The sequence below is a fragment of the Tumebacillus sp. BK434 genome, assembly GCF_004340785.1.
GTDB lineage: Bacteria > Bacillota > Bacilli > Tumebacillales > Tumebacillaceae > Tumebacillus_A.
Window position 1 is genome coordinate 718,348 of sequence record NZ_SLXS01000002.1, and the last position, 18,897, is coordinate 737,244.

General features: G+C 51.8%; 16 protein-coding genes. 13 read left to right on the forward strand and 3 right to left on the reverse strand.

Annotation, left to right across the window (positions count from 1 at the left end):
• Positions 1-183 precede the first annotated feature (183 nt).
• The 5 genes from EV586_RS07515 (at position 184) to EV586_RS07535 (ending at position 8,125) form a co-directional block, all read left to right on the forward strand.
• The gene (locus tag EV586_RS07515) at positions 184-4,608 is read left to right on the forward strand and encodes an S-layer homology domain-containing protein (protein ID WP_165898390.1); all 4,425 of its coding nucleotides are present in this window, start codon (positions 184-186) and stop codon (positions 4,606-4,608) included.
• Positions 4,609-4,760: 152 nt separating this feature from the next.
• Positions 4,761-5,942: an S-layer homology domain-containing protein gene (locus EV586_RS07520; protein WP_132944447.1), complete on the forward strand. Its 1,182-nt coding sequence runs from the start codon at positions 4,761-4,763 to the stop codon at positions 5,940-5,942.
• Between the two features lie 101 nt (positions 5,943-6,043).
• Positions 6,044-7,144 carry a diguanylate cyclase gene (locus EV586_RS07525; RefSeq protein ID WP_165898392.1) on the forward strand — a complete coding sequence of 367 codons (1,101 nt, stop codon included), beginning with the start codon at positions 6,044-6,046 and terminating at the stop codon, positions 7,142-7,144.
• Between the two features lie 67 nt (positions 7,145-7,211).
• A complete protein-coding gene (locus tag EV586_RS07530) occupies positions 7,212-7,580 on the forward strand; it encodes a DUF5412 domain-containing protein (protein WP_132944449.1) in 369 nt (122 codons plus the stop codon).
• A 23-nt stretch (positions 7,581-7,603) separates the two neighbouring features.
• Positions 7,604-8,125: an RNA-binding protein gene (locus EV586_RS07535; RefSeq protein WP_132944450.1), complete on the forward strand. Its 522-nt coding sequence runs from the start codon at positions 7,604-7,606 to the stop codon at positions 8,123-8,125.
• A 90-nt stretch (positions 8,126-8,215) separates the two neighbouring features.
• Here the strand turns inward: EV586_RS07535 and EV586_RS21065 are convergent, their stop codons facing one another.
• Together EV586_RS21065 and EV586_RS07540 are read right to left on the reverse strand one after the other, a co-directional pair.
• Positions 8,216-8,374, reverse strand: coding sequence for a hypothetical protein (locus tag EV586_RS21065; RefSeq protein WP_165898395.1), 159 nt, complete (start codon positions 8,372-8,374; stop codon positions 8,216-8,218).
• Between the two features lie 5 nt (positions 8,375-8,379).
• Positions 8,380-9,693, reverse strand: a complete 1,314-nt coding sequence (locus EV586_RS07540) for a helix-turn-helix transcriptional regulator (protein WP_165898397.1) — start codon at positions 9,691-9,693, stop codon at positions 8,380-8,382.
• Positions 9,694-9,937: 244 nt separating this feature from the next.
• Between EV586_RS07540 and EV586_RS07545 the strand changes: the two genes are divergently transcribed.
• From EV586_RS07545 to EV586_RS07575, 7 genes are all read left to right on the forward strand, one after another.
• Positions 9,938-11,227: a helix-turn-helix transcriptional regulator gene (locus EV586_RS07545; RefSeq protein ID WP_132944452.1), complete on the forward strand. Its 1,290-nt coding sequence runs from the start codon at positions 9,938-9,940 to the stop codon at positions 11,225-11,227.
• A gap of 203 nt (positions 11,228-11,430) precedes the next feature.
• Positions 11,431-11,754, forward strand: coding sequence for a nucleoside triphosphate pyrophosphohydrolase (locus EV586_RS07550; protein WP_132944453.1), 324 nt, complete (start codon positions 11,431-11,433; stop codon positions 11,752-11,754).
• Between the two features lie 4 nt (positions 11,755-11,758).
• Positions 11,759-13,957, forward strand: a complete 2,199-nt coding sequence (locus tag EV586_RS07555; protein WP_132944454.1) for an MrcB family domain-containing protein — start codon at positions 11,759-11,761, stop codon at positions 13,955-13,957.
• Entirely contained in the window at positions 13,929-15,842 is a 1,914-nt protein-coding gene (locus EV586_RS07560) for a restriction endonuclease-like protein (protein WP_132944455.1), read from the forward strand. Before EV586_RS07555 ends, EV586_RS07560 begins: the two co-directional genes overlap by 29 nt.
• Positions 15,843-15,929: 87 nt before the next feature.
• Positions 15,930-16,238, forward strand: coding sequence for a LysM peptidoglycan-binding domain-containing protein (locus EV586_RS07565; protein WP_132944456.1), 309 nt, complete (start codon positions 15,930-15,932; stop codon positions 16,236-16,238).
• A 320-nt stretch (positions 16,239-16,558) separates the two neighbouring features.
• On the forward strand, positions 16,559-17,116 hold the full coding sequence (locus EV586_RS07570) for a hypothetical protein (RefSeq protein WP_132944457.1): 558 nt from the start codon (positions 16,559-16,561) through the stop codon (positions 17,114-17,116).
• A 191-nt stretch (positions 17,117-17,307) separates the two neighbouring features.
• Positions 17,308-17,874: a hypothetical protein gene (locus EV586_RS07575; RefSeq protein ID WP_132944458.1), complete on the forward strand. Its 567-nt coding sequence runs from the start codon at positions 17,308-17,310 to the stop codon at positions 17,872-17,874.
• A 45-nt stretch (positions 17,875-17,919) separates the two neighbouring features.
• Here the strand turns inward: EV586_RS07575 and EV586_RS07580 are convergent, their stop codons facing one another.
• Positions 17,920-18,456, reverse strand: a complete 537-nt coding sequence (locus tag EV586_RS07580; protein WP_132944459.1) for a histidine phosphatase family protein — start codon at positions 18,454-18,456, stop codon at positions 17,920-17,922.
• 109 nt (positions 18,457-18,565) lie between these two features.
• Here EV586_RS07580 and EV586_RS07585 point away from each other — a divergent pair, with 109 nt between their 5' ends.
• Positions 18,566-18,805 carry a hypothetical protein gene (locus EV586_RS07585; protein ID WP_132944460.1) on the forward strand — a complete coding sequence of 80 codons (240 nt, stop codon included), beginning with the start codon at positions 18,566-18,568 and terminating at the stop codon, positions 18,803-18,805.
• Positions 18,806-18,897: the final 92 nt, after the last annotated feature.

The window sequence follows — 18,897 nt, forward strand, 5'->3', positions numbered from 1 at the left end:
TTTCCTTGTTTTGTCAATAGGATTGCAATAGAATCCCTGGAAAATAATTTACCTTTTATGGAAACTTTTTCTTGCCAAACTGGAAGATGTAGTAATATCATATGTAAGCGGGCTATTTACTCTGCCGCAAATCATATGTTTATATTCTTGTTAACAACTTTCTATAATTGGAGGAATCATCGCGTGCGCAAATTTACCAAACTGCTGGTAGCGGCAGCCTTCTTGCTGACCAGCATCACCAGCCCGCTTGCGGCATCGGCCAATGGATCTTCGTTTGCTGACCTGAAGAGAGCAGACGCTTGGGCACAGGCAGGCATTGTCAAAGCCAAAGAGCTCGGCCTCGTCTCGGGTGACCCGAACGGCAACTTCAACCCCCTCAGCAAAGTGACCCGTCAGGAAGCGGCGTCGATTCTGGCGCGCCTGTTGAAGCTGGATACGACCGGCTACAAGAGCAGCTCCTTCTCCGACGTCCCGTCCGGACTGTGGGGACTCGGTTCGATCGAAGCGGTGAAAAAAGCAGGCGTGATGATCGGCGAAGGCGGCAAGTTCCGTCCGAACGCTGCGCTGACTCGTGAAGAGCTGGCCGTCATTTTGGTCAAAGCGGCCGGCATCGATGCGACCGGCCAAGGCAGCACCGTGAAGTTTGCCGACAAAGCCAGCATCTCCCCGTGGGCGCTTGATGCGGTCGGTGCGGCATTTGAACAGGGACTGATGGTGGGCGCAGACAACAAATTCAGCCCGCAAGCGACGACCACCCGTCAGGAGCTGGCCGTCGTAGCGGTCAACTTCTCGCAAGCCCTGCTGTCGACCGTGCAGAACGTCACCGAAAGCTCGGTGACGATCAATGGGACGAGCTATCAGCTTGGCGATGCGGTGAAAGGTCTGTTCGCGGTCAAGAACAAAGCCATCCTGACCGGTGCCAAGATCAAGTTCCGCGCAGAAGGCACGACGCTGACCGAAGTGAACGCGCTGGAGATCACCGCAAGCGGCCAACCGGCGGCGGAAGGTGCAGCGGAGTTCAGCGGCAACCTCGTCCTCGACGGCGCAGGGGCAGCGGTCAAAGGCTCGCTGGAAGTCGGCGGCAACTACATCACCTTGCAGAATCTGACCATCGAAGGCGACCTCATCATCAGCGAGAAACTGCAAAACGATTTCTACTCCAACGGCCTGACTGTCAAAGGCAAAACGGTGGTCAACGGCGGTGACACCAACACGGTCGTCTTCCACAACGCCACCCTTGGCGCGGTCGATGTCAACAAGCGGAACGTGCGTCTGGAAGCGACAGGCAAGTCCACCCTCGGCGAGCTGACCGTCACCACCGACGCGACGATCCAAGCGGACAATGGCGTGACCATTCCGAAACTGACGGTCGGCACAGGTGCCAAAAATGTAGAGATCGACGCGCCCGTCGGCACTTTGAACGTGCTGAACTCCACCGCCAAGCTGGATGTTAAGAAACCGATCAACAAAGTCGTCCTCCCCGATGGCGCGAAGATCGCCGACCTTGTGAAGAACTATGAGAAGATCAAAGACCTGCTGAAAGAAATCTTCATCGGCAACAAACCGGTCGACCCGACGCCGACAACCCCGGGCAACTCGAACTCCACGCCCCCGGCTCCGCTGCCTGTGACGGTGATCCCGTCCGAAGTACCGGGCACAGTCAATTTTGCGGAAGGCGCTGACATTGTCGAAGGGATTGCGAAACCAGGCACGACGATCAAAGTCTATGATGCTGCGACCGGCGGCACTGTACTGGGCAGCACAGTAACACCGTCTCGCGTGCCCTCGGCGATTCCGTCCGATCATGTGATTTTCCAAGTCCACCTGACAAACGGCTTCCCGAGCGGTTCCAACAAGGCATACGTCACCTACACCGAGCCGGGCAAACGTGAAAGCGCAAGACAGGCGATCAGCTACGTGAACGTCCCGGATGCGCCGACCGCAGAACAGATCGAGGTGCAAAACGGCGAGGAGCAAGATCAGCTGGTCATCCAGAACGTACCGGCTCATACGAAGGTCGAGGTGTTTAGATCGACAGAGGACCTGTTGAACGCCACGATTGGGCTTGCAACCAACGACAGCGCGGAGACGGCAGACCTCGTGGTGCCGATCCCGGATGGCTTGGACGATCTGGCAGAAGTTCATGTTGCGTACGTCATTCAGAACGATGAGCTGCGTTCGAAAGCGATCAGCAGCTTGGTCACCAAATCCGTCCCGGGCGCAGTGGTATCGGATGCTCCGACTGCAGAGGACATCTACGTCATGAACTACGCTGCCATCGCAGACAGCGTTGTCGTCCAAGCCCCGCTTGGCTCGCTCGTCACGCTGTACGATGCTGACGGAGCAAAGATCACCTCTGGATATGCCCAATCGGTTGAAGACAGCCCTGCTTTTGTGGTGCTCACCGTCGAAAATGGCGTCTCCCTGGAAGGCGCACAAGTCTCGATCAAAGAACCGAACAAAGTCACCAGCGCCAAGACCCCGGTGACCGTCGAGGCGAACCCGGCCGCACCGCAAGCATCCGACATCAAAATCTACGAGTTTGACGGCTACAGCCAGATCGTCGTCAACAATGTGCCGGGCGGTCAAAAAGTAGTGGTGTACGACGCTGCGACTGCCTCGCAACCGCTCTACACGTCCGGTGTTAACGTCAACGATGTGCCGGGCCCGCAAACGATCACCGTAAACGAACCGTTCCCGGTCGCTGTGACCCAATTCCACATCGCCTTCCAAACCGCCCATGCGGAAAGCGCGCGCGTGGCAGTTGCGGTGGAAGACAATACGCCGGCAACACCGGAACCGACGAGCATTTATCTCAGCAATTACACCAACGCTGCCGACGTGGTGAGCGCAGCGGCTCCGGCAGGCACGACCATCCGTGTGTACAAGCTCGAAAACGGCGAGTATACGAAGATCGGGCAGGGAGTTTCGGTTGCGGTTGACTATGATCTTGACGGTGTGCCGAACTACGAAAGCGCAAGAGTTGAGATCGAAGGCGGTTTCGGTGACTTGACGAAGGTATACGTCACTGCACAAACGGACGGTCAGGAAGAAAGTGCGAAAGTAGAAGCATCGGTACCGGTCGTTGCACCTGAGTTGACCCCTGACGTTCGCGACTTAACAGCGACCTTATCGTTTGGTTTATACCAACTACAGGCTCAAAACGTACCGGGCTTAACCGAAGTTTTCGTCTACAGCTCTGCGGACGCTGTCGAAATCCTGTCTGCAAATAGCCAACCGGCAGGCTCGACTGAAACGGTGACTGTAAACTTTAACCTGCCCGCCCATCTGGATACGGTGTATGTATCGTACTTCATCAACGGTGCAGAAACGGCTCTTGTGCCGGTGGAAGTGAAAGTTGACGTTGCAAAAGCCGTTTCCTTGGAAAATCATTTCACCGGTGCTGACAAAATCCTGGTCAGCGGGCCGCAAGGATATACCGTTCGGATTTATGACGCCGCAACGGGAGGAAGTCAGCTCAAGGAAGTCGTCATCGGTGAGTATGGATTCGAACAAATCGTGCTCGAAGATGGATTTGACGGCATGTCCACCGTATATGTCACCATTACTGGAAATGGTCATGCAGAAGGTGCCCGCACAGCACTGGAAGTGCCGATGGCTCCCAATGCTCCTCTTGCAGAGAACATCCATGTGAATCACTACCTGAATGATCTGATCGAAGTCGTAGTCGACGACGTGCCGGACGGCGCCTACGTGACGATCAAAGGGGCAGATGGCTCTCAGTTGACAGGCGGCGCTTCCAATATGAGCGGTGCAACCGGTTCTGTCACCATCCCGGTCTATGGACTCCCGACTACACAGGACACAGAGTTGTTCGTTTCCTTCTACGTCCGAAATGAAGCTGGCCACGGGGCAGAGAGCCCGATTGTGACAGTCAACATTCCGGAAGGAACAGCAGGTCTTTCCGCCGCAACGCTTGCAGTCAATGAGCAGATCGATGCCGGAGATGCCACGGAACTTATCCAAGCCTTGCAGAACGTGAGATTCATGCCTGTGCAAGAGGACTACGCCAACCAATATCAAGCCATTCTCAGCTATGCGAAAGAATACAAGGGAGCAGGGCTCAACTATGAGGAGATTGCTGACTTGTTGTGGAAGGTATTCGTTTCACCTGACAAGATCGAGGCGATGCTTGAAATCAACACCGCAATCGATGCCGGTGATGCGGATGAAACGTACGCCGCATTAGAGGCGAATGAGATCACGGGATTGATCGCCGAAAATGCTGCCTTGTATCAGTCGAGTTTCGTACAAGCCAAGCAGAACGCAGCTGTTTTCCTGCTCTCGCTTCCTACCATTCAGGCGTTTGTGCTGGATATGAACGAATTGCCGGTGATGGAAGAGCTTCATGACTTGATCGCACAAGGGACTGCGACTGAAGTTTTTGAGAAGCTCACCGAGCTGGGCTTCACAGACCTCAACAGTGAGCTTGCAGATCTTTATGTTCAGCAATTGCTCGACCAGCAAACAGCACTCGATGGTATTATGATGCGCACGAAAATTCAACAGATCATTCATTCTGCCAATTCCGCAGCAGAAGCTGCAGACACTCCGGCAGGTGATCCGGGCGGAACGATCGGTACCTGATTGACTTAGGAAACAAGCCACCTGCGCGTTTGAGCGTCAGGTGGCTTGTTATTAAGCGAACTTTTATACCCTTGCCTTTTTTTGCTAACTGGGAATATGATGAGAGTATACAACTTTTTCCTTTTCTACTTTCAACTCTTGGAGGCTTCTACATGGGAACCTTTTCGAAAGTACTAACATCCGTACTCCTCGCGACCACCATCGCCGGGATCACTGCAACAACAGCATCTGCCAACTTCTTCGACACCGGCAAGATCGCCCCGTGGGCGTACGATGCGGTGCTGCAAGCCCGCAACAGTGGCATCATGCAAGGCGGCACCGACAACCACTTCCGCCCACTCGACGCCATCACCCGTCAGGAAACGGCGGCGATCCTCGTCCAACTGCTCAAGCTGGATACCCCCGCGTCCACCCAGATCACTTTCCGCGACGTGAAAGCGACCGACTGGGGATGGAAACAGATCGAAGCGGTCAAAAAAGCGGGCGTGATGCTCGGCGACGGGGCTCAGTTCCGACCATACGACAAAATCACCCGTGAAGAGCTCGCCGTCCTGCTCGTCAAAGCAGCAGGCATCGACCCCTCCGCCGCAAACACTCTGACGGTAGCCGACCACAACAAGATCTCCGCATGGGCCAAAGCGTACGTTCAAACCGCGATTGAAAAAAAGCTCATGCGCGGCGACGGCACCAACTTCAATCCGCAAAGCCAAGCGACTCGCCAAGAAGTCGCCGTGATGGCTGCCAACTTTACCGCGCTGGTCGAAGCATCGGCTCCGAAGCCCGAAGACCCGACTACACCGCAGCCAGAACCGGGAACCGATCCCAGTTCCACCCAGCCCGCCGCCGGGGAAGCAGGCGAGCTCTCCGTGCTGAATGGCGTGATCCGCGACTCCAAGTCCGATCTGCTGCCGGCCACCTTGCAAGAGGAGGGGTTCCTGCACGTCAGTTCTGTTGCAGCGACGCGGGACGCCTACCTGAACCAACTGCACAACAAACAAACGGCAGCAGGCCGTGACCTGACACGCACAGAGATCCAGCAGATCATCGACGCCGTAAACGCGGCTCTCATCGGTGAAGTCCCCTCAGCCAACGACCCGGCCGAGCTGGCTGCTGCGCTGACGAGAGTAGAAGCTGCGCTCGATGCAAAAGACTCGGCTGCGCTCCTGCGCGCCTTGCAAGGGATGTCAGGGCTGCCGACGGTGCATCCCAAGTTCGCCGACGACTACCTGTCCGAACTGGCGATGGAACGAGAATTCGCCCATGATGCAGCTCTGAACAAAAGCATCATCGCCCGCGTAATTGAAGCGACCAACATCAGTCTTGCATCCTACTAGAAAACACCACCGGTTCTGAGAATCGGTGGTGTTTTTTATTACGATTTATCGTACAATCAAATCAGACTAAAAAAATGATTGGAGAGGGGAGCGGGCGACCCTTGGCTTACACGTTTATCAGCAGTCTGTTCGTCAACATCTGCATCTTGATCTCGATGATTTTCCTGGCAGGCTCCGCAACGATGGCGCGCAGGTATAAGCCGTTTGCCCCTGACGCCGGCCTGCTCAGCCAAATCCTCGCAGGCGTCGTCATCGGTGGGATCGGAGTGCTGCTCATGGCGTATTCCGTTAAAATCCCGCCGGTCATCGTCGACCTGCGTTACATCCCGGTCATTCTGGCCGCCTTGATCGGCCGCTTGCCGACAGCGCTTGTCGCCGCCGTGATCGTGACCTTTTTCCGTCTGACGCTGTATCCCGTCACAGAGTCCTCGCTGTGGGCGTGTGCGGGACTGTTTATCATGATCCTCTTCACCTTCCTGATCCGCAGAACCACACTGACGATGATTCAAAAGGCGCTCTTGGCGAACCTGTTCGGAGCCCTTTATATATCGGTGCATTTTTACATGTTCGTGCTCAACCACACCCTGTATTGGACGGTGATCATGCCCGGCTTCTGGATCGCGTCATGGACCGCCTTGCTCACCTCCGGCATGCTGATCCTGTTCCTGCGCCGCGTCGGAGCCTCCTTCGCCGTTCTGGAAGAGACGGCGAATATCGACTTTCTCACCGGGTTGAACAACGCCCGGTCCTTTGACAAAGCGATCAATGCCGCCGTGGCCAAAGCGACCGAGCAACGCAAACCGCTGGCGCTTCTGTTGATCGACATCGACTTCTTCAAGCGCACCAACGACACCTACGGCCACCCGGCCGGAGATGCCGTACTCGCCCAACTCGGACAAGTCCTCGCCGAAAGCTGCCGCGCTGTTGACATCATCTCCCGCAACGGCGGCGAAGAGTTCAGCGTCATCCTCCCCGGATGCGACCACAGCCTGACCTCCCAGATCGCCGAACGCATCCGCCGCACCGTGCAGGAGCGTCCGTTCATCCTGCCAGACGGCACCCGCATCAACATCACCGTCTCCATCGGCGTCTCCCAGTTGCAGGGGACAGGTCACTCCACGGAACAGTTGATCAAGCAGGCGGACGACGCGCTGTATCAGGCGAAGCATTCGGGAAGGAATCAGGTGCAGTTTGCTGTGTGAAAGAAAAACGTCGACGTGATGTCGGCGTTTTTTTATTCTAGACATATAGGGAGAAGGGGGAGAGGGCTTGAAGAAGAAGTTGCTAGTGGGTTGTGGAGCCTTTTTGATTTTGGTTGCGGGAGCATTCGTCTTTACTGTCTATTACTTCTTTTATTCGATGAACCGGTTGCCCGAGGGAGAGTACTTGAGCCAAACAACTTCCCCGAACAAGACGTATACAATCGAGTTTTACTTGGTCAACGGTGGAGCGACAACTGATTATAGCATCCGAGGAGAACTAGTAAACGCTGAAACGCAAGACCGCGATAATATCTATTGGGAGTATCGTACCGAGAATGTAAAAGCTGTCTGGACTGACGACCATACAGTGATCATTAACGGGCACAAACTGGATGTGAGGAAAGAGAAGTACGATTGGCGAAGGGAAGAGAATTGACGAGTCGAAATGGAGGAGGTGCGATGACCACGATGAATCGCAAAATTGGGATTTGTGTTTCATTGATGCTGCTTCCTTGGTTCGCTAGTGGTTGTGTATCATCAGAAGCTGATGTTCCAAAACATCAGGAACAGGTGACAGGGCCAGTGGTTCCATCAGCAGAAGAAGGGCGTAAATTTGCCATCAATGAGAAGTTAGTCACTAGCGTAAAAGAAACGGAAATCGTGTACACACGGTTTCTGGAATATGGCCCCCAATATTTGATGGTGCGAGGGGTGGATGCCGAAGGTCGAGAAAAGCTCATTTGGCTCAGCGGTAGCTCCTCTACGGGAATTCGAGTGATAACAGAAACATTTACAGAGTCCCTCCTCGCAGAGTCGAAAATCCGTGACTTAATGAAGGATCAGGGTGAAGTTGAAGAGATGTTCCTAGCACCGAATGATCGTGTGCAGGGAAAGGACAGGAATCAACCTTTGTGGTATGTGAAGTTTGAAGATCAACAAGTGGCCTATTTGAACCCCGTGACAGGTGAACAATTGAAATAATGGCGTGTTTGACAGTAATAGGATTTTCAACATGTCTATAGCTATTAGAAACGAGAAACCACCTACTCCACTGGGGTAGGTGGTTTTGGATTAAACGGCGATAATCATAGGAATTCCAGGCTCATACTGTGAAACGGTAACACCCATTGGAATCCCCGGTTCATATTGTGCATGTTGCTGTGGCGCAGCCACGAAAATAGTTCCGACGAAGGCAAAGGCGAGTAACAAGATCGACAGTTTCTTTCTCATCGTTTTCATCGCTCCTTGTTATGTAACTGTCTGAACAAATTGTTACACTCTCTTTCCAGTTCCAGTGCTCGCTTGTATTCCTCAAGACCTTGGTATGAATCGACTGCGATTTGAAGAGAATCGATCTGTTCAGATATCAATCCAATTGTACCAAAGATATTAGCTGACTTTAAAGAGCAGGGAATTGCTTCATCATATTTTTCTTGTTTGTGGAGGCAATTGGCTAACGTCTGCAGGCAGTCTGCAGATTCAGGCGAGTTCTGGTATCCATGAATTTCAACTAACGACATTGCCTTTTGAAGAGCATCATGTGCTTCGTCAAAGCGGTCTGATTTGAGGTGTACAGATGCGATTCTTGAATATACGAGAATGAGATTCGAATAATTCATCTCTTCTTCAAAAGGCTCAATACAATCTTCGAGTTGTTTGATTGCCAGTTCAGGATCTTCTATGGCAGTAACAGTTGAAGCAATCGTGCGTTGCACGATAAAAGAATAGTTTTTCAGATTCAGGCTATGAAAAATAATCTTGGCGTGATCGAAACACTCGACTGCATGCTGGAAATCATGCGCTTCCTTATAAGTGATGCCTTGCTCATAGATTGTGATAGCGAGTTTCGAGAGTTCACCAGTCTGTCTAAAATAATCATGTGATGTTCTCAAATAAGGCATCGCTTGATGAGCCAGTCCGACCTTCCGCAATGTCAAACCAACATTATAAGCGATCTTTGCAGTCAAAGCATTAATCGTAGGGAAGCGATTCGTATAGTCAAACGCTTTCCGATAGTTATAGTTGGCGTTGCTAAAATTCTGCATCTGGTTATACACATTCCCCACAGTATACCGCACCAACGCCAGCACATGCGCATCATCGTAATTCACCGCCTCCAGCTCCTCCGCCAGTGGCAACAACTCCCCCAGGGCTTCATCATACCGAGATTGCTGGTACAAACACTCGCCCATCTCCACCGTCAGCTCAATCGTCTCCGCCTGCGACAGATCCGACCTCCCGCGAAGCTTCACCAAAAGAGGTTCCGCTTCTGTCGGCTGCTTCGTCTCTAAATACACCTTCACCAGCTTCTGCAGACAAGCCTTCTCCATCTGCTCCACTTCATCTTCCACCAGCTCATGCAAAGGCACTTGCAACTTCCGCGCCAAATGCTGCAGCAACTCCACCGACGCCGTATTCCGATCCCGCTCCAACTGGCTGATCATCGAGATCGTTACAAACCCGTCCGCAACCTCGCCCTGCGTCATCCCTTTCTCCAAGCGAAGGCGTTTAATCTTCTGACCAATCGTCTCGACCATCCCGGTTTCCACAGCATCTAACCTCCGTTTCTCCACTTGCAATAAATCTAGTATATACCACGTTGTAAACAAAGTGGATACAAAAACTAAACAACCTCTCACAAACATCGAATAAATTTCATAACTACCATTTCCAAAGTACAGTCGATTAATTCTTGTGTCCAAGGAAATCAATTTTCTATACTGACTTTAGTAAAAGCTTCCAAGCGAACAAATAGATAAAACTTATAAATCTACCCGTCAGGAGTGAAATAACATGTATTCACTTGGTCAAAAGATCAAACACCTGCGCCTGCAAAAACGCATGACCCAGATCGAGCTCGCCAAACAGCTCTGCACCCCCAGCATGATCTCCCAGATCGAATCCGACCGCGCCCGCCCGTCCTATAAAATCTTATACGGCCTCGCCGACCGACTCGAAGTGCCGCTCGAGCATCTCCTAACGGACGTAGACCTGAACCAAGAGTTCATCAGCACATATAAAATGGCCAAAGCCATGGTCTCCGCCCAAGACTACACAGCCGCCATCCCTTTCCTCGAACGGTTGAAAGACACAACCCAAGCCCAGATCCCGGAGACCGACATCCTTTTTGACCTGGCCGAATGCTACATCCATACGCACCGCCATGCCGACGCCGACAACATCCTCAGCCACATCCTTGAAATGGCGTTCCTCAAAAACGACAGCCATTTATCCGCCCGCGTCTACAGCAGTCTAGGGCGTCTTGAACTAAACAACAAACGCTACCAACTCGCCGCCTATCATTGGCACAAAGCCTACGACGAGTCCAACAAAATGGAAGAGCCCGACATTTACCTGCAAGCGCGAATACTCTACGATCTTGGCACTGCTTATTTCAAATCAGGCAAACTCCATGACGCACTCGACTACTACGGCAGATCCTCCGCCCTCTACGACAAAATGGACAGCCTGCAAGAGATGGGCAACGTCTACCTCAACCTCGGGATCTCCTACCACAAACTCAACGACCTCGAAAAAGCAGCCGAATACTCCGAAAAAGCCGTCCACATCTACGAAAGCCTCAACAACATCGTCATGACGGTCAAACTCCAAGCCACCTGCGCCGTCCTCTACGGCCAGAGCGGCCGGGAAGCCGAAGCGATCTCCATGCTGCAGGGTGCCGTCACCAATCTCCTCACCCTCGGCAAGCAAGAAGAGGCGGGCATGACATCAGTGGAGCTGGCGACCCTGTTGCTCCAGCAAAATGACCTCCACGCCGCCGAAGAAGCCTGCTACCAAGCCCGCAAACTCCTCCCCGAACTCCACATCTACCAAGCCCGCGTCCATCGTCTGTACGGCCGCATCGCCGTCCAGAACGGACACCGCGAAGAAGCCATCCGCCGCTTCCAAAAGTCGGCCGACCGCTTCAAACATACGGATGAGTTAGGCGAGTGGGGCGATACGATGAGCGAGCTTGCGGAGTTGTATAAAAACGAAGGGGATCTGAAAACCGCGGTGGGCGTCATGCAAGAAATCCGAGGGTATACGAGACAAGCGATGTTGAAACGGGGCATTGCGTTATAAACGAAATGAAAGCCTGACACTCTAACTGTCAGGCTTTCTTCATGTCCGTAGTAGATTGCTCAGGAAGAGAACAATCAATCTTCCAATTTGAAATATCCTCAAGTTCAGATAAATAAAGCATACACGTTTCTGAGTGACAAAACCTGTCAGACTTTTTGTTATACTAAATCTAATAGTAAGCAAGAGATAAAGGAGTAGTAGGAATGCCCACTTATAATAAACTTGTACGTGACCGTATCATCGAAATCATTGAAACGAGTGGTCGCACCCCGAAACATCATGTATTAGATGACGAAGGTTACAAAAGCCAGCTTCGCATCAAACTTCAAGAAGAGTTGCAGGAATACCTTACAGCCGAAGAGTCAACAGACAGCGTAGAAGAACTTGCCGATCTTTTAGAGATCATCTTTGCTTTAGGAAAAGTACACGGAGCATCCGAATCAGACTTACTGGCTGTCCGTGCGAAAAAAGCAGAGGAACGCGGAGGTTTTGAAAAGCGACTGTTTTTAGAGAGGGTTGAAGAATAAGGTGATGAGCCTGCCAATTGTCCTGAAAGATCTATTCAAACTGCGTAACAAAACATACAAAATGGTGCTTATCTTGTCTCTGCTTGATCATATGGATTCTGCAACGGGGGTAGCGCGTTATTCAAAGGTACGAGAAAGCTTTGCGTCATTTTATAGAAGTAGGGAAGAGCAGGGGCTTCCTGTAGAGGAACCATTGAAAGAGATGTTGAGCTGGGGGGAAGCAACTCTCGGTCAACTAAATGACGTGCTTGAGTCTCCAATCCATGCCTTAAAGCGTGTAATCGAGGTTGACAAGGGAGCGGATATTATCCGCTTTCGGACAGAGGCATGGATGGAAATGAACATCAACGTGATTGGATATCTTCGACAAGAAGCGGAACAAGAACTTGAGCAAGAGATTAACAAAATGGAATCGTCTGTGCTGCATGATCTGTTGGAGAAAGTGTTGCGGGAGTATCCAAGGGCAACACCGGCCAAGAGAATAGATCATACGATTGTTGTAGATGTGATTGAGAAGCAGATTCCTGGGAAACTTGCAGATCTCAATTTCTTCAGATTTAATTCCTATAAGATTAAGGGTTCGGCAGGTCGACCTAACATGGCCGTTCTGCCTTGGGTAGCGATACTAGACACTCGAATAACGGATACGACAATGCAAGGGTACTACATTTGCTATCTCTTTTCTAAGGATCGAATCCATCTCACGCTGAAACACAGTGATCAACCAGTCAAAGATTTCAAAGCTGATGGTCGAGCACATTTGAAAGTAATCGTGAAAAATCTTCGAAACAAGCTCCACCTTGAGGGGTTTGAAAAAACGGATCTGGTCGATGAAGATGAGAAGTATTCTGAGTCCGATTATAGGAATTGGGTCATCGCTCACAAAAGCTACGATAAGGGAGCTGTTCCCGAAGAGCAGCAGATCAAACGTGACCTTTTCGAACTCGTGACAGCTTATAAAGAACTGGTAGATCAGGAGGTTGGAGTGGCAGACAGACCGCAATCACAGCAGCTTCAAAAAATTGAAGACAAAAATGTAATGAAGACCCTCAGCAACATCAAGCAATATATTAAGCAGCAAGGGTTTTCCTATCCTGACTTACTGATCGAGAACTTTTATCTTTCTTTGAAATCTAAGCCGTTCGTGATCCTTGCAGGGATATCCGGAACAGGGAAGACGAAGCTAGTGAAGCTGTTCGCAGAAGCAGTAGGTGCGACGAGAGATAACGCCCAATTCGAGTTAATTCCTGTGCGACCGGACTGGAGCGACCCGTCTGATCTAATCGGCTATCGCGACATAGCGGGGGAGTTTGTGAAAGGGCGCCTGACTGAAGTATTGGAACGAGCTTCAAACCCAGAGAACCAAGCAAAAACTTATTTTATCTGTCTGGATGAAATGAACCTCGCCCGCGTCGAGCATTATTTCAGCGATCTCCTCAGCTTGATGGAAACGCAAGAGTGGGTCGAAGACGAAAACGATACCAAACGCATCACGACAGGAAAAGTAGTCACCCTGAAATGCGAGGAAGGGGACGTAGACCTTTGCATCCCGGAAAACGTCTACATCATCGGCACCGTCAACATGGATGAGACGACACATCCGTTTAGCAAAAAGGTACTCGACCGCGCGAATACAATTGAGTTCAATCATATTGAGTTAATGGATCTATACGACAACACGACTGGAATTGAGGGCGATGCCGAAGTCTGTCAAGTCCACCAATCCTTCCTTCGAAGCGACTATCTCAACATCAAAGATGCTCAGGAGTATCATCCATATCTGAAAGCAAGCGTTGAGAGACTCGCCAAAGTCAACAAAATACTTGAGCAAATCAATGCCCATGTGGGCTACCGGATTCGCGACGCGATTTGCTTCTATTTAACTTACAACAAGCGATTCGGGCTTCTCGATGAATCGGATGCATTTGACATCCAACTGTGTCAGAAGATTCTTCCTCGGATTCAGGGGAGCAGTCAAAGTGTGAGAAACACTCTGGTCGAACTCCTCAACTTCACAACGAAAGACGTTAGGAAATACAAAGCTGACCATCTCATGGAAGAAGACTCCGAACTGTACAACCTCGTCTTCGGAACGGATGAAACTCGCTTTGACAGCTTTGCCTACAAGCAGAGTTCACAAAAAATTGCATTCATGCTCCGGAGGTTAGAAGAGGATGGATTCACCTCGTTCTGGCTCGCGTAGGAATCATGATGAAACGTTGCTGTTGGTCGAAACGAACTTGTTCAATCTCTATTTAATAGGCAAACCGTTTCACCCAACTGTCGAAGCCCTTCAACTCCACCGGGATGAAGATGCCTGGGTGGATGCAGCCATCTCCGTTGTACCTGTCTCCGGACGGGTCGAGATTGAGAAGAAGCAACTCTTTTCACCGATGACGGGACAGCTTGAGGATCTAGACTCTCATCGAGCATTACCCTGTTTCTATGAGCACCAAGGGTACGAGGTCTTGATTGAAAAGAATACGGATGTACAACTAGAGTTCTATCACCAAGACCATGCGTTACGCCAAACTATTAAGCCGCGTGGGAGATATACACTCTCGGGCGTGCTCAATTTTCGAAATGAAGTAGGGTACACCGACTTTGAAATACGTCTTGCAGGGGAGTCTGTCCTAAAAGTCCAACTCGAAATTTTCCCCTCCAAAATGGACTACAAAAAAGACTACGAAGCCATCCGCGACGATGTGAACCGGCAAGTGCATAACCTCGCGTTTGACTTCATGCGAAAGACTTACAGTACCGCCGGTGTACGCAACACACAAAGCCAAAGTCTGACCGAGTTCTTCTCACTGCTCAGGCCGCATTTTGATGAACTGGTCCGAGCGGTGGAACGAATCGAGAAGATGCCGCACCACCGGTTAGAGAAGGACAACCGCGTAGTGTCCGCAGACAAAGTCAAACGAGCAGGCAAGGAGAATATCTCCTACCTCTCGAAACGACCGCATCTGCTCGCCAAACATGATCAAGGAGTCATCAAAATCGGAGCAGAGCGGTACCATCCTGCCAAGTTGATCGAGACCAAACGGCGAACCAGTTATGATACGGCTGAAAACCGTTTTGTGCGCTGGGCACTCACCCGAATATTGGATCGTCTCAAATCACTCCGCAATGGAGTCTCGGGCAAGAGCTACAATCGGCGTAATGGACTGTCACCCGCTCAAAAGGACAAGTTAGGGCTCATTGATCGCTATCAGAAGCAAGTAGACCGCCTGCTTCGGCTCGACTTCTTACAAGAGGTCGGAGAGATGCGTCACATGTCGCTCACGCTCGTCCTGCAAATGGCACCGGGATATCGCGACGTGTATCGTCTTTACTTGTTGTTGACAAAAGGGCTCTCTCTGCAAGGCGATTTCTACCAGATGTCGCTCAAAGACGTGGCTCAGCTTTATGAATACTGGTGCTTCCTGAAGATCCATGAGCTGTTGAAAGCAAAATACGATCTGGTTTCACAAAACATCCTCCGTGTGGATCGCAAAGGTGTATTTGTACGTCTGGACAAAAAGCGAAGCGCCAGCGTCACCTTCCGCAATCCGCAGAACGGGGAAAGATTCACGCTGTTCTATAATGCCTTGCCCAAAGGGGACATCTCACGAAACCACCCGACCTTGTCCCAAAAGCCGGACAACGTCTTTGCACTCAAAAAGCACAACTCCCCTATCGAATACAAATACGTTTTCGATGCAAAGTACCGTCTCAACCCAGCCTACAGCGGCACCGATTATCAAAGCTGGTACAAAACGCCGGGGCCGGAGGAAGAGGACATCAACACCATGCACCGCTATCGGGATGCGATCCTGAGTGAAGAAGGCGGAAGTTTTGAGCGAAGCATGTTCGGTGCCTATGTACTGTTTCCGTACCATAACGAAGCTGAATTTGCCGAACACCATTTTTACAAGAGCATCAAGAAGGTGAACATCGGCGCGCTGCCATTTCTGCCCAACTCGACGGAGCTTATGGAGCAGTTCTTGGATGACCTGATCAACGACACACCGGAACAAGCATTCGAGCGTTCTCTTTCTCAGCGTGGAAGTGCAGCTTACTATACTAACAAACTCTCTCAAGAATAGTCTCATTCCTGTGAGACGTACAAACACCCAAGCATCCCTCCGCACATACACTACAAGGACATTTGACCTTGGGAGGTATTGCGAAAGATGCAATATACAGTGAGACCGGGCGACAATCTGTACGCGATCGCAGCGCGTTTTGGCGTGCCTGTGCAGACGATCATGGCGGCCAATAACATCATCAATCCGCTGCTACTTTTCGCAGGACAGACGCTTTTCATCCCGGTCGGGCAAGGTGGACCCGTTCCGGCACCTGGCCCAGGGTATCCACCACCGGGATTAGGTGTAGGCGGGCTGCTGCCGCAGCGCGTGGAGCGGCTGGAGCGTCAGGTGGAACGCCAACAGCGGGAGATCAATGAGCTGGAACGCCGGGTGCGTCGCTTGGAGCGTCCGTAAATGAATAGAGGTATAGAAAGAAAGCCGAGCTCTTTGCAGCTCGGTTTTCTTTTGTTAGTTAGTAGGGTGCTTTAAGGTAATACAATCACTTCGCCACCGGCTCCAAGGACACAGCGTTAACATGCAAAGCGACCTCTACGGGCGTACCCTGAGCGACACGACAAGCCGGAGGATGCCTACTCCTTTAAAAGATGTGTCGCAGATTGACTGTTTGGAACTTTCTGTTAGACTTGTATTTATTTGAACCTTAGAAATTCCGTGTACTAAATATGAAGTAAACGTGGAAAGTGGAGAACTATATGAAGTTGGGGTGACCAGCGGTGAATCAAAAATGGTTGACGGTCGTTGGCGTCGTCGTGGTCTTGGGATTGTCGTTGCTGCTGGGCGATACGTTTAGCGGGGATCGATCTCCGACTTCGGACTCGGTTGCAGAACCTGTGTCGAATGCGAAGCCGGTCACGAAGGAGCCGGAGCGGCCGAAGGTGGAGACTGATTTTGTAACGGGTGTGCATTTGCGCGGCATGACGGCCCGGACGGCGATGATGACTGACTCGGATGGCACGGAGCTGCCGGGGATCGAATATATGGTAGAGCTCGAGCTGCCCAGACGGCTTGAGATGTATAGCGCGAACAACAGGCTGGAAGTGCGGGCCGCCGTCTCTGGGGAGACGATGAATTTTCTTGGCACGAACCAGTTTCATGCGAATGTGTTTCAATTGCGAGAGACTAATCAGCAGTATCTTGTATACCAGGTACACTTAATTACTTATGCCTCACATACGTTTGACACAGACAAACTCGATGAGCTGGCGACACACGTCATTGAGGATCTGCGTATCTCGTTCTATGCGGACGGAAAAAAGGTCAAGGAGCTCTAACCTGCAAAAACGACTCGGGTGCCAACATGAACTGCTAGCACCGGAGTCCCTCTGTGTGGACTTTTACTACCTGCAGGAGCTGGATTTGGAAGCATCTCGGAGTCGATCTGACCGACGAGGCGTTCTGGCAGCAGTCGCTCAATTGGTTGGTGCGTGACTTAGAGAATTATACGAAGTTGGGGTGACCAGCGGTGGATCAAAAATGGTTGACGGTCGTAGGTGTCGTCGTGGTGTTGGGTTTGTCGTTGCTGCTGGGCGATGCGTTTAGCGGGGATCAGGCTCCGACTTCGGACTCGGTTACAGAACCCGTGTCGAATTCGAGGCCGGTTCCAGTTCCGAAGGAGCCGGAGCAACCGAAGGTGGAGACTGATTTTACATCGGATGTGCATCTCCGAGGCAAATCGGCGCGGGTGTCGGAGATCACGGATACGAACGGGGACAAAATGCAGGGAATCGAGTATCAAGTCGAGATCCAACTGCCGAGAAGGCTGACAGAGTCTGCCACGATGAACCGGATGGAGATTCGGGCGGAGCTGTCCGGGCAAACGATGAAGTATCTGGGCACCGATCAGTTACATGCGAACTCTTTTGAGATGCGGGAGTCGGGTCCGGTATACTCGCTGTATCTCGTGCGACTCATCGGCTTCTATTCGAATACGTACGAAACTGACATGCTAGAGATTTTGGCAACACGCACCGCTGCGGATGTACGAGTATCCCTATATGTAGATGGATCGAAAGTGCTTACCTTTTACTAAATAAAAACCGACTCGGGTGCCGACAAACAGGTACTCGGGTCGTTTTTACCTTTCAAACACATACAGCTTCCCATTCACCGGCGTCCCCAGCTTGGGGCCGTGGAAGCCGCGCTTGCGGAGTTCTTTTTGCATGAACATCATGCAGGCGGCATGGCTGACGATCAGAACATCTTCCTCCCCTTGGGCGAGGATGTTGTCGAGCACGGCAGCGAGGCGTGCTTCGATCTCCTTGGGCGGCTCGGGCTGGGACTTGTGGTTGAGAAACCACGCAACGCGCACGAGCATTCCCCACAGGATGAACGGCAGTTTGATGTTGCGGTTGGTGATCGGTTGCGGGCGCACTTCACGCAGCTCCTGCAGTTGGGTGATCGGGCCGTCGTAGATCGTCTCCGCCGTCTTGGCGGCGCGGGGCAAGTCGCTGGCGAAGCAGCGCTTCCAGTCGATGCCGCCGAGGTCGGTCGTCGCGATCTCCACGTCGGTGTGCTCATACTCGTCCAGCCATTGCGTCACTTCGCTTGGCGTGACCAGCTTGGTCGGGAAGTCCTTTTTCACGCGAAAGTGCCGGACCAGTCCGATTTTCATCTTCACTCCACCTTTCACCTTTCGATTCTAGCGGAATCGGGTAATTGGAAATTATTATAATAATTTCAAGTCCCTTTGCATAGCTATTTGGCAAAGGGAGGGAGTGTCCATGATCGATCGAATCACGCGGCTGGCCGGCTGGTACGGGCTGCCCATGCAGGTGCAAAAGGCGCCCGAGCCGGAACAAGGGCTGCAGAAGACATCATCTCCTGAGCGCGAGATCCGTCCCGTGTCCCCCAGACAGCCGGTGGTGCCGAGGGAAGAGTGGATGAAATATGCGGAGCTCCGAGAGCAGATCCGGCTGCTGCGGTGTCCGTATCCGCACGTACGGAAAAACGACCCGCGTTGAGCGAGTCAGCACGGGGAAACTGTCCGGCTGGTGGAAGAATTTCTCGTACTTGTAGCCGGACAGAATCAGTCTGCCTGCCACATAGGACGCCT

What these genes read in the sequence shown, in the direction of transcription:
- EV586_RS07520 (WP_132944447.1), top strand. Translation starts at nt 4,761, where the DNA reads ATGGGAACCTTTTCGAAAGTACTAACATCCGTACTCCTCGCGACCACC.
- EV586_RS07535 (WP_132944450.1), top strand. Translation starts at nt 7,604, where the DNA reads ATGACCACGATGAATCGCAAAATTGGGATTTGTGTTTCATTGATGCTG.
- EV586_RS21065 (WP_165898395.1), bottom strand. Translation starts at nt 8,374, where the DNA reads ATGAGAAAGAAACTGTCGATCTTGTTACTCGCCTTTGCCTTCGTCGGA.
- EV586_RS07545 (WP_132944452.1), top strand. Translation starts at nt 9,938, where the DNA reads ATGTATTCACTTGGTCAAAAGATCAAACACCTGCGCCTGCAAAAACGC.
- EV586_RS07550 (WP_132944453.1), top strand. Translation starts at nt 11,431, where the DNA reads ATGCCCACTTATAATAAACTTGTACGTGACCGTATCATCGAAATCATT.
- EV586_RS07555 (WP_132944454.1), top strand. Translation starts at nt 11,759, where the DNA reads ATGAGCCTGCCAATTGTCCTGAAAGATCTATTCAAACTGCGTAACAAA.
- EV586_RS07560 (WP_132944455.1), top strand. Translation starts at nt 13,929, where the DNA reads ATGGATTCACCTCGTTCTGGCTCGCGTAGGAATCATGATGAAACGTTG.
- EV586_RS07565 (WP_132944456.1), top strand. Translation starts at nt 15,930, where the DNA reads ATGCAATATACAGTGAGACCGGGCGACAATCTGTACGCGATCGCAGCG.
- EV586_RS07580 (WP_132944459.1), bottom strand. Translation starts at nt 18,456, where the DNA reads ATGAAAATCGGACTGGTCCGGCACTTTCGCGTGAAAAAGGACTTCCCG.
- EV586_RS07585 (WP_132944460.1), top strand. Translation starts at nt 18,566, where the DNA reads ATGATCGATCGAATCACGCGGCTGGCCGGCTGGTACGGGCTGCCCATG.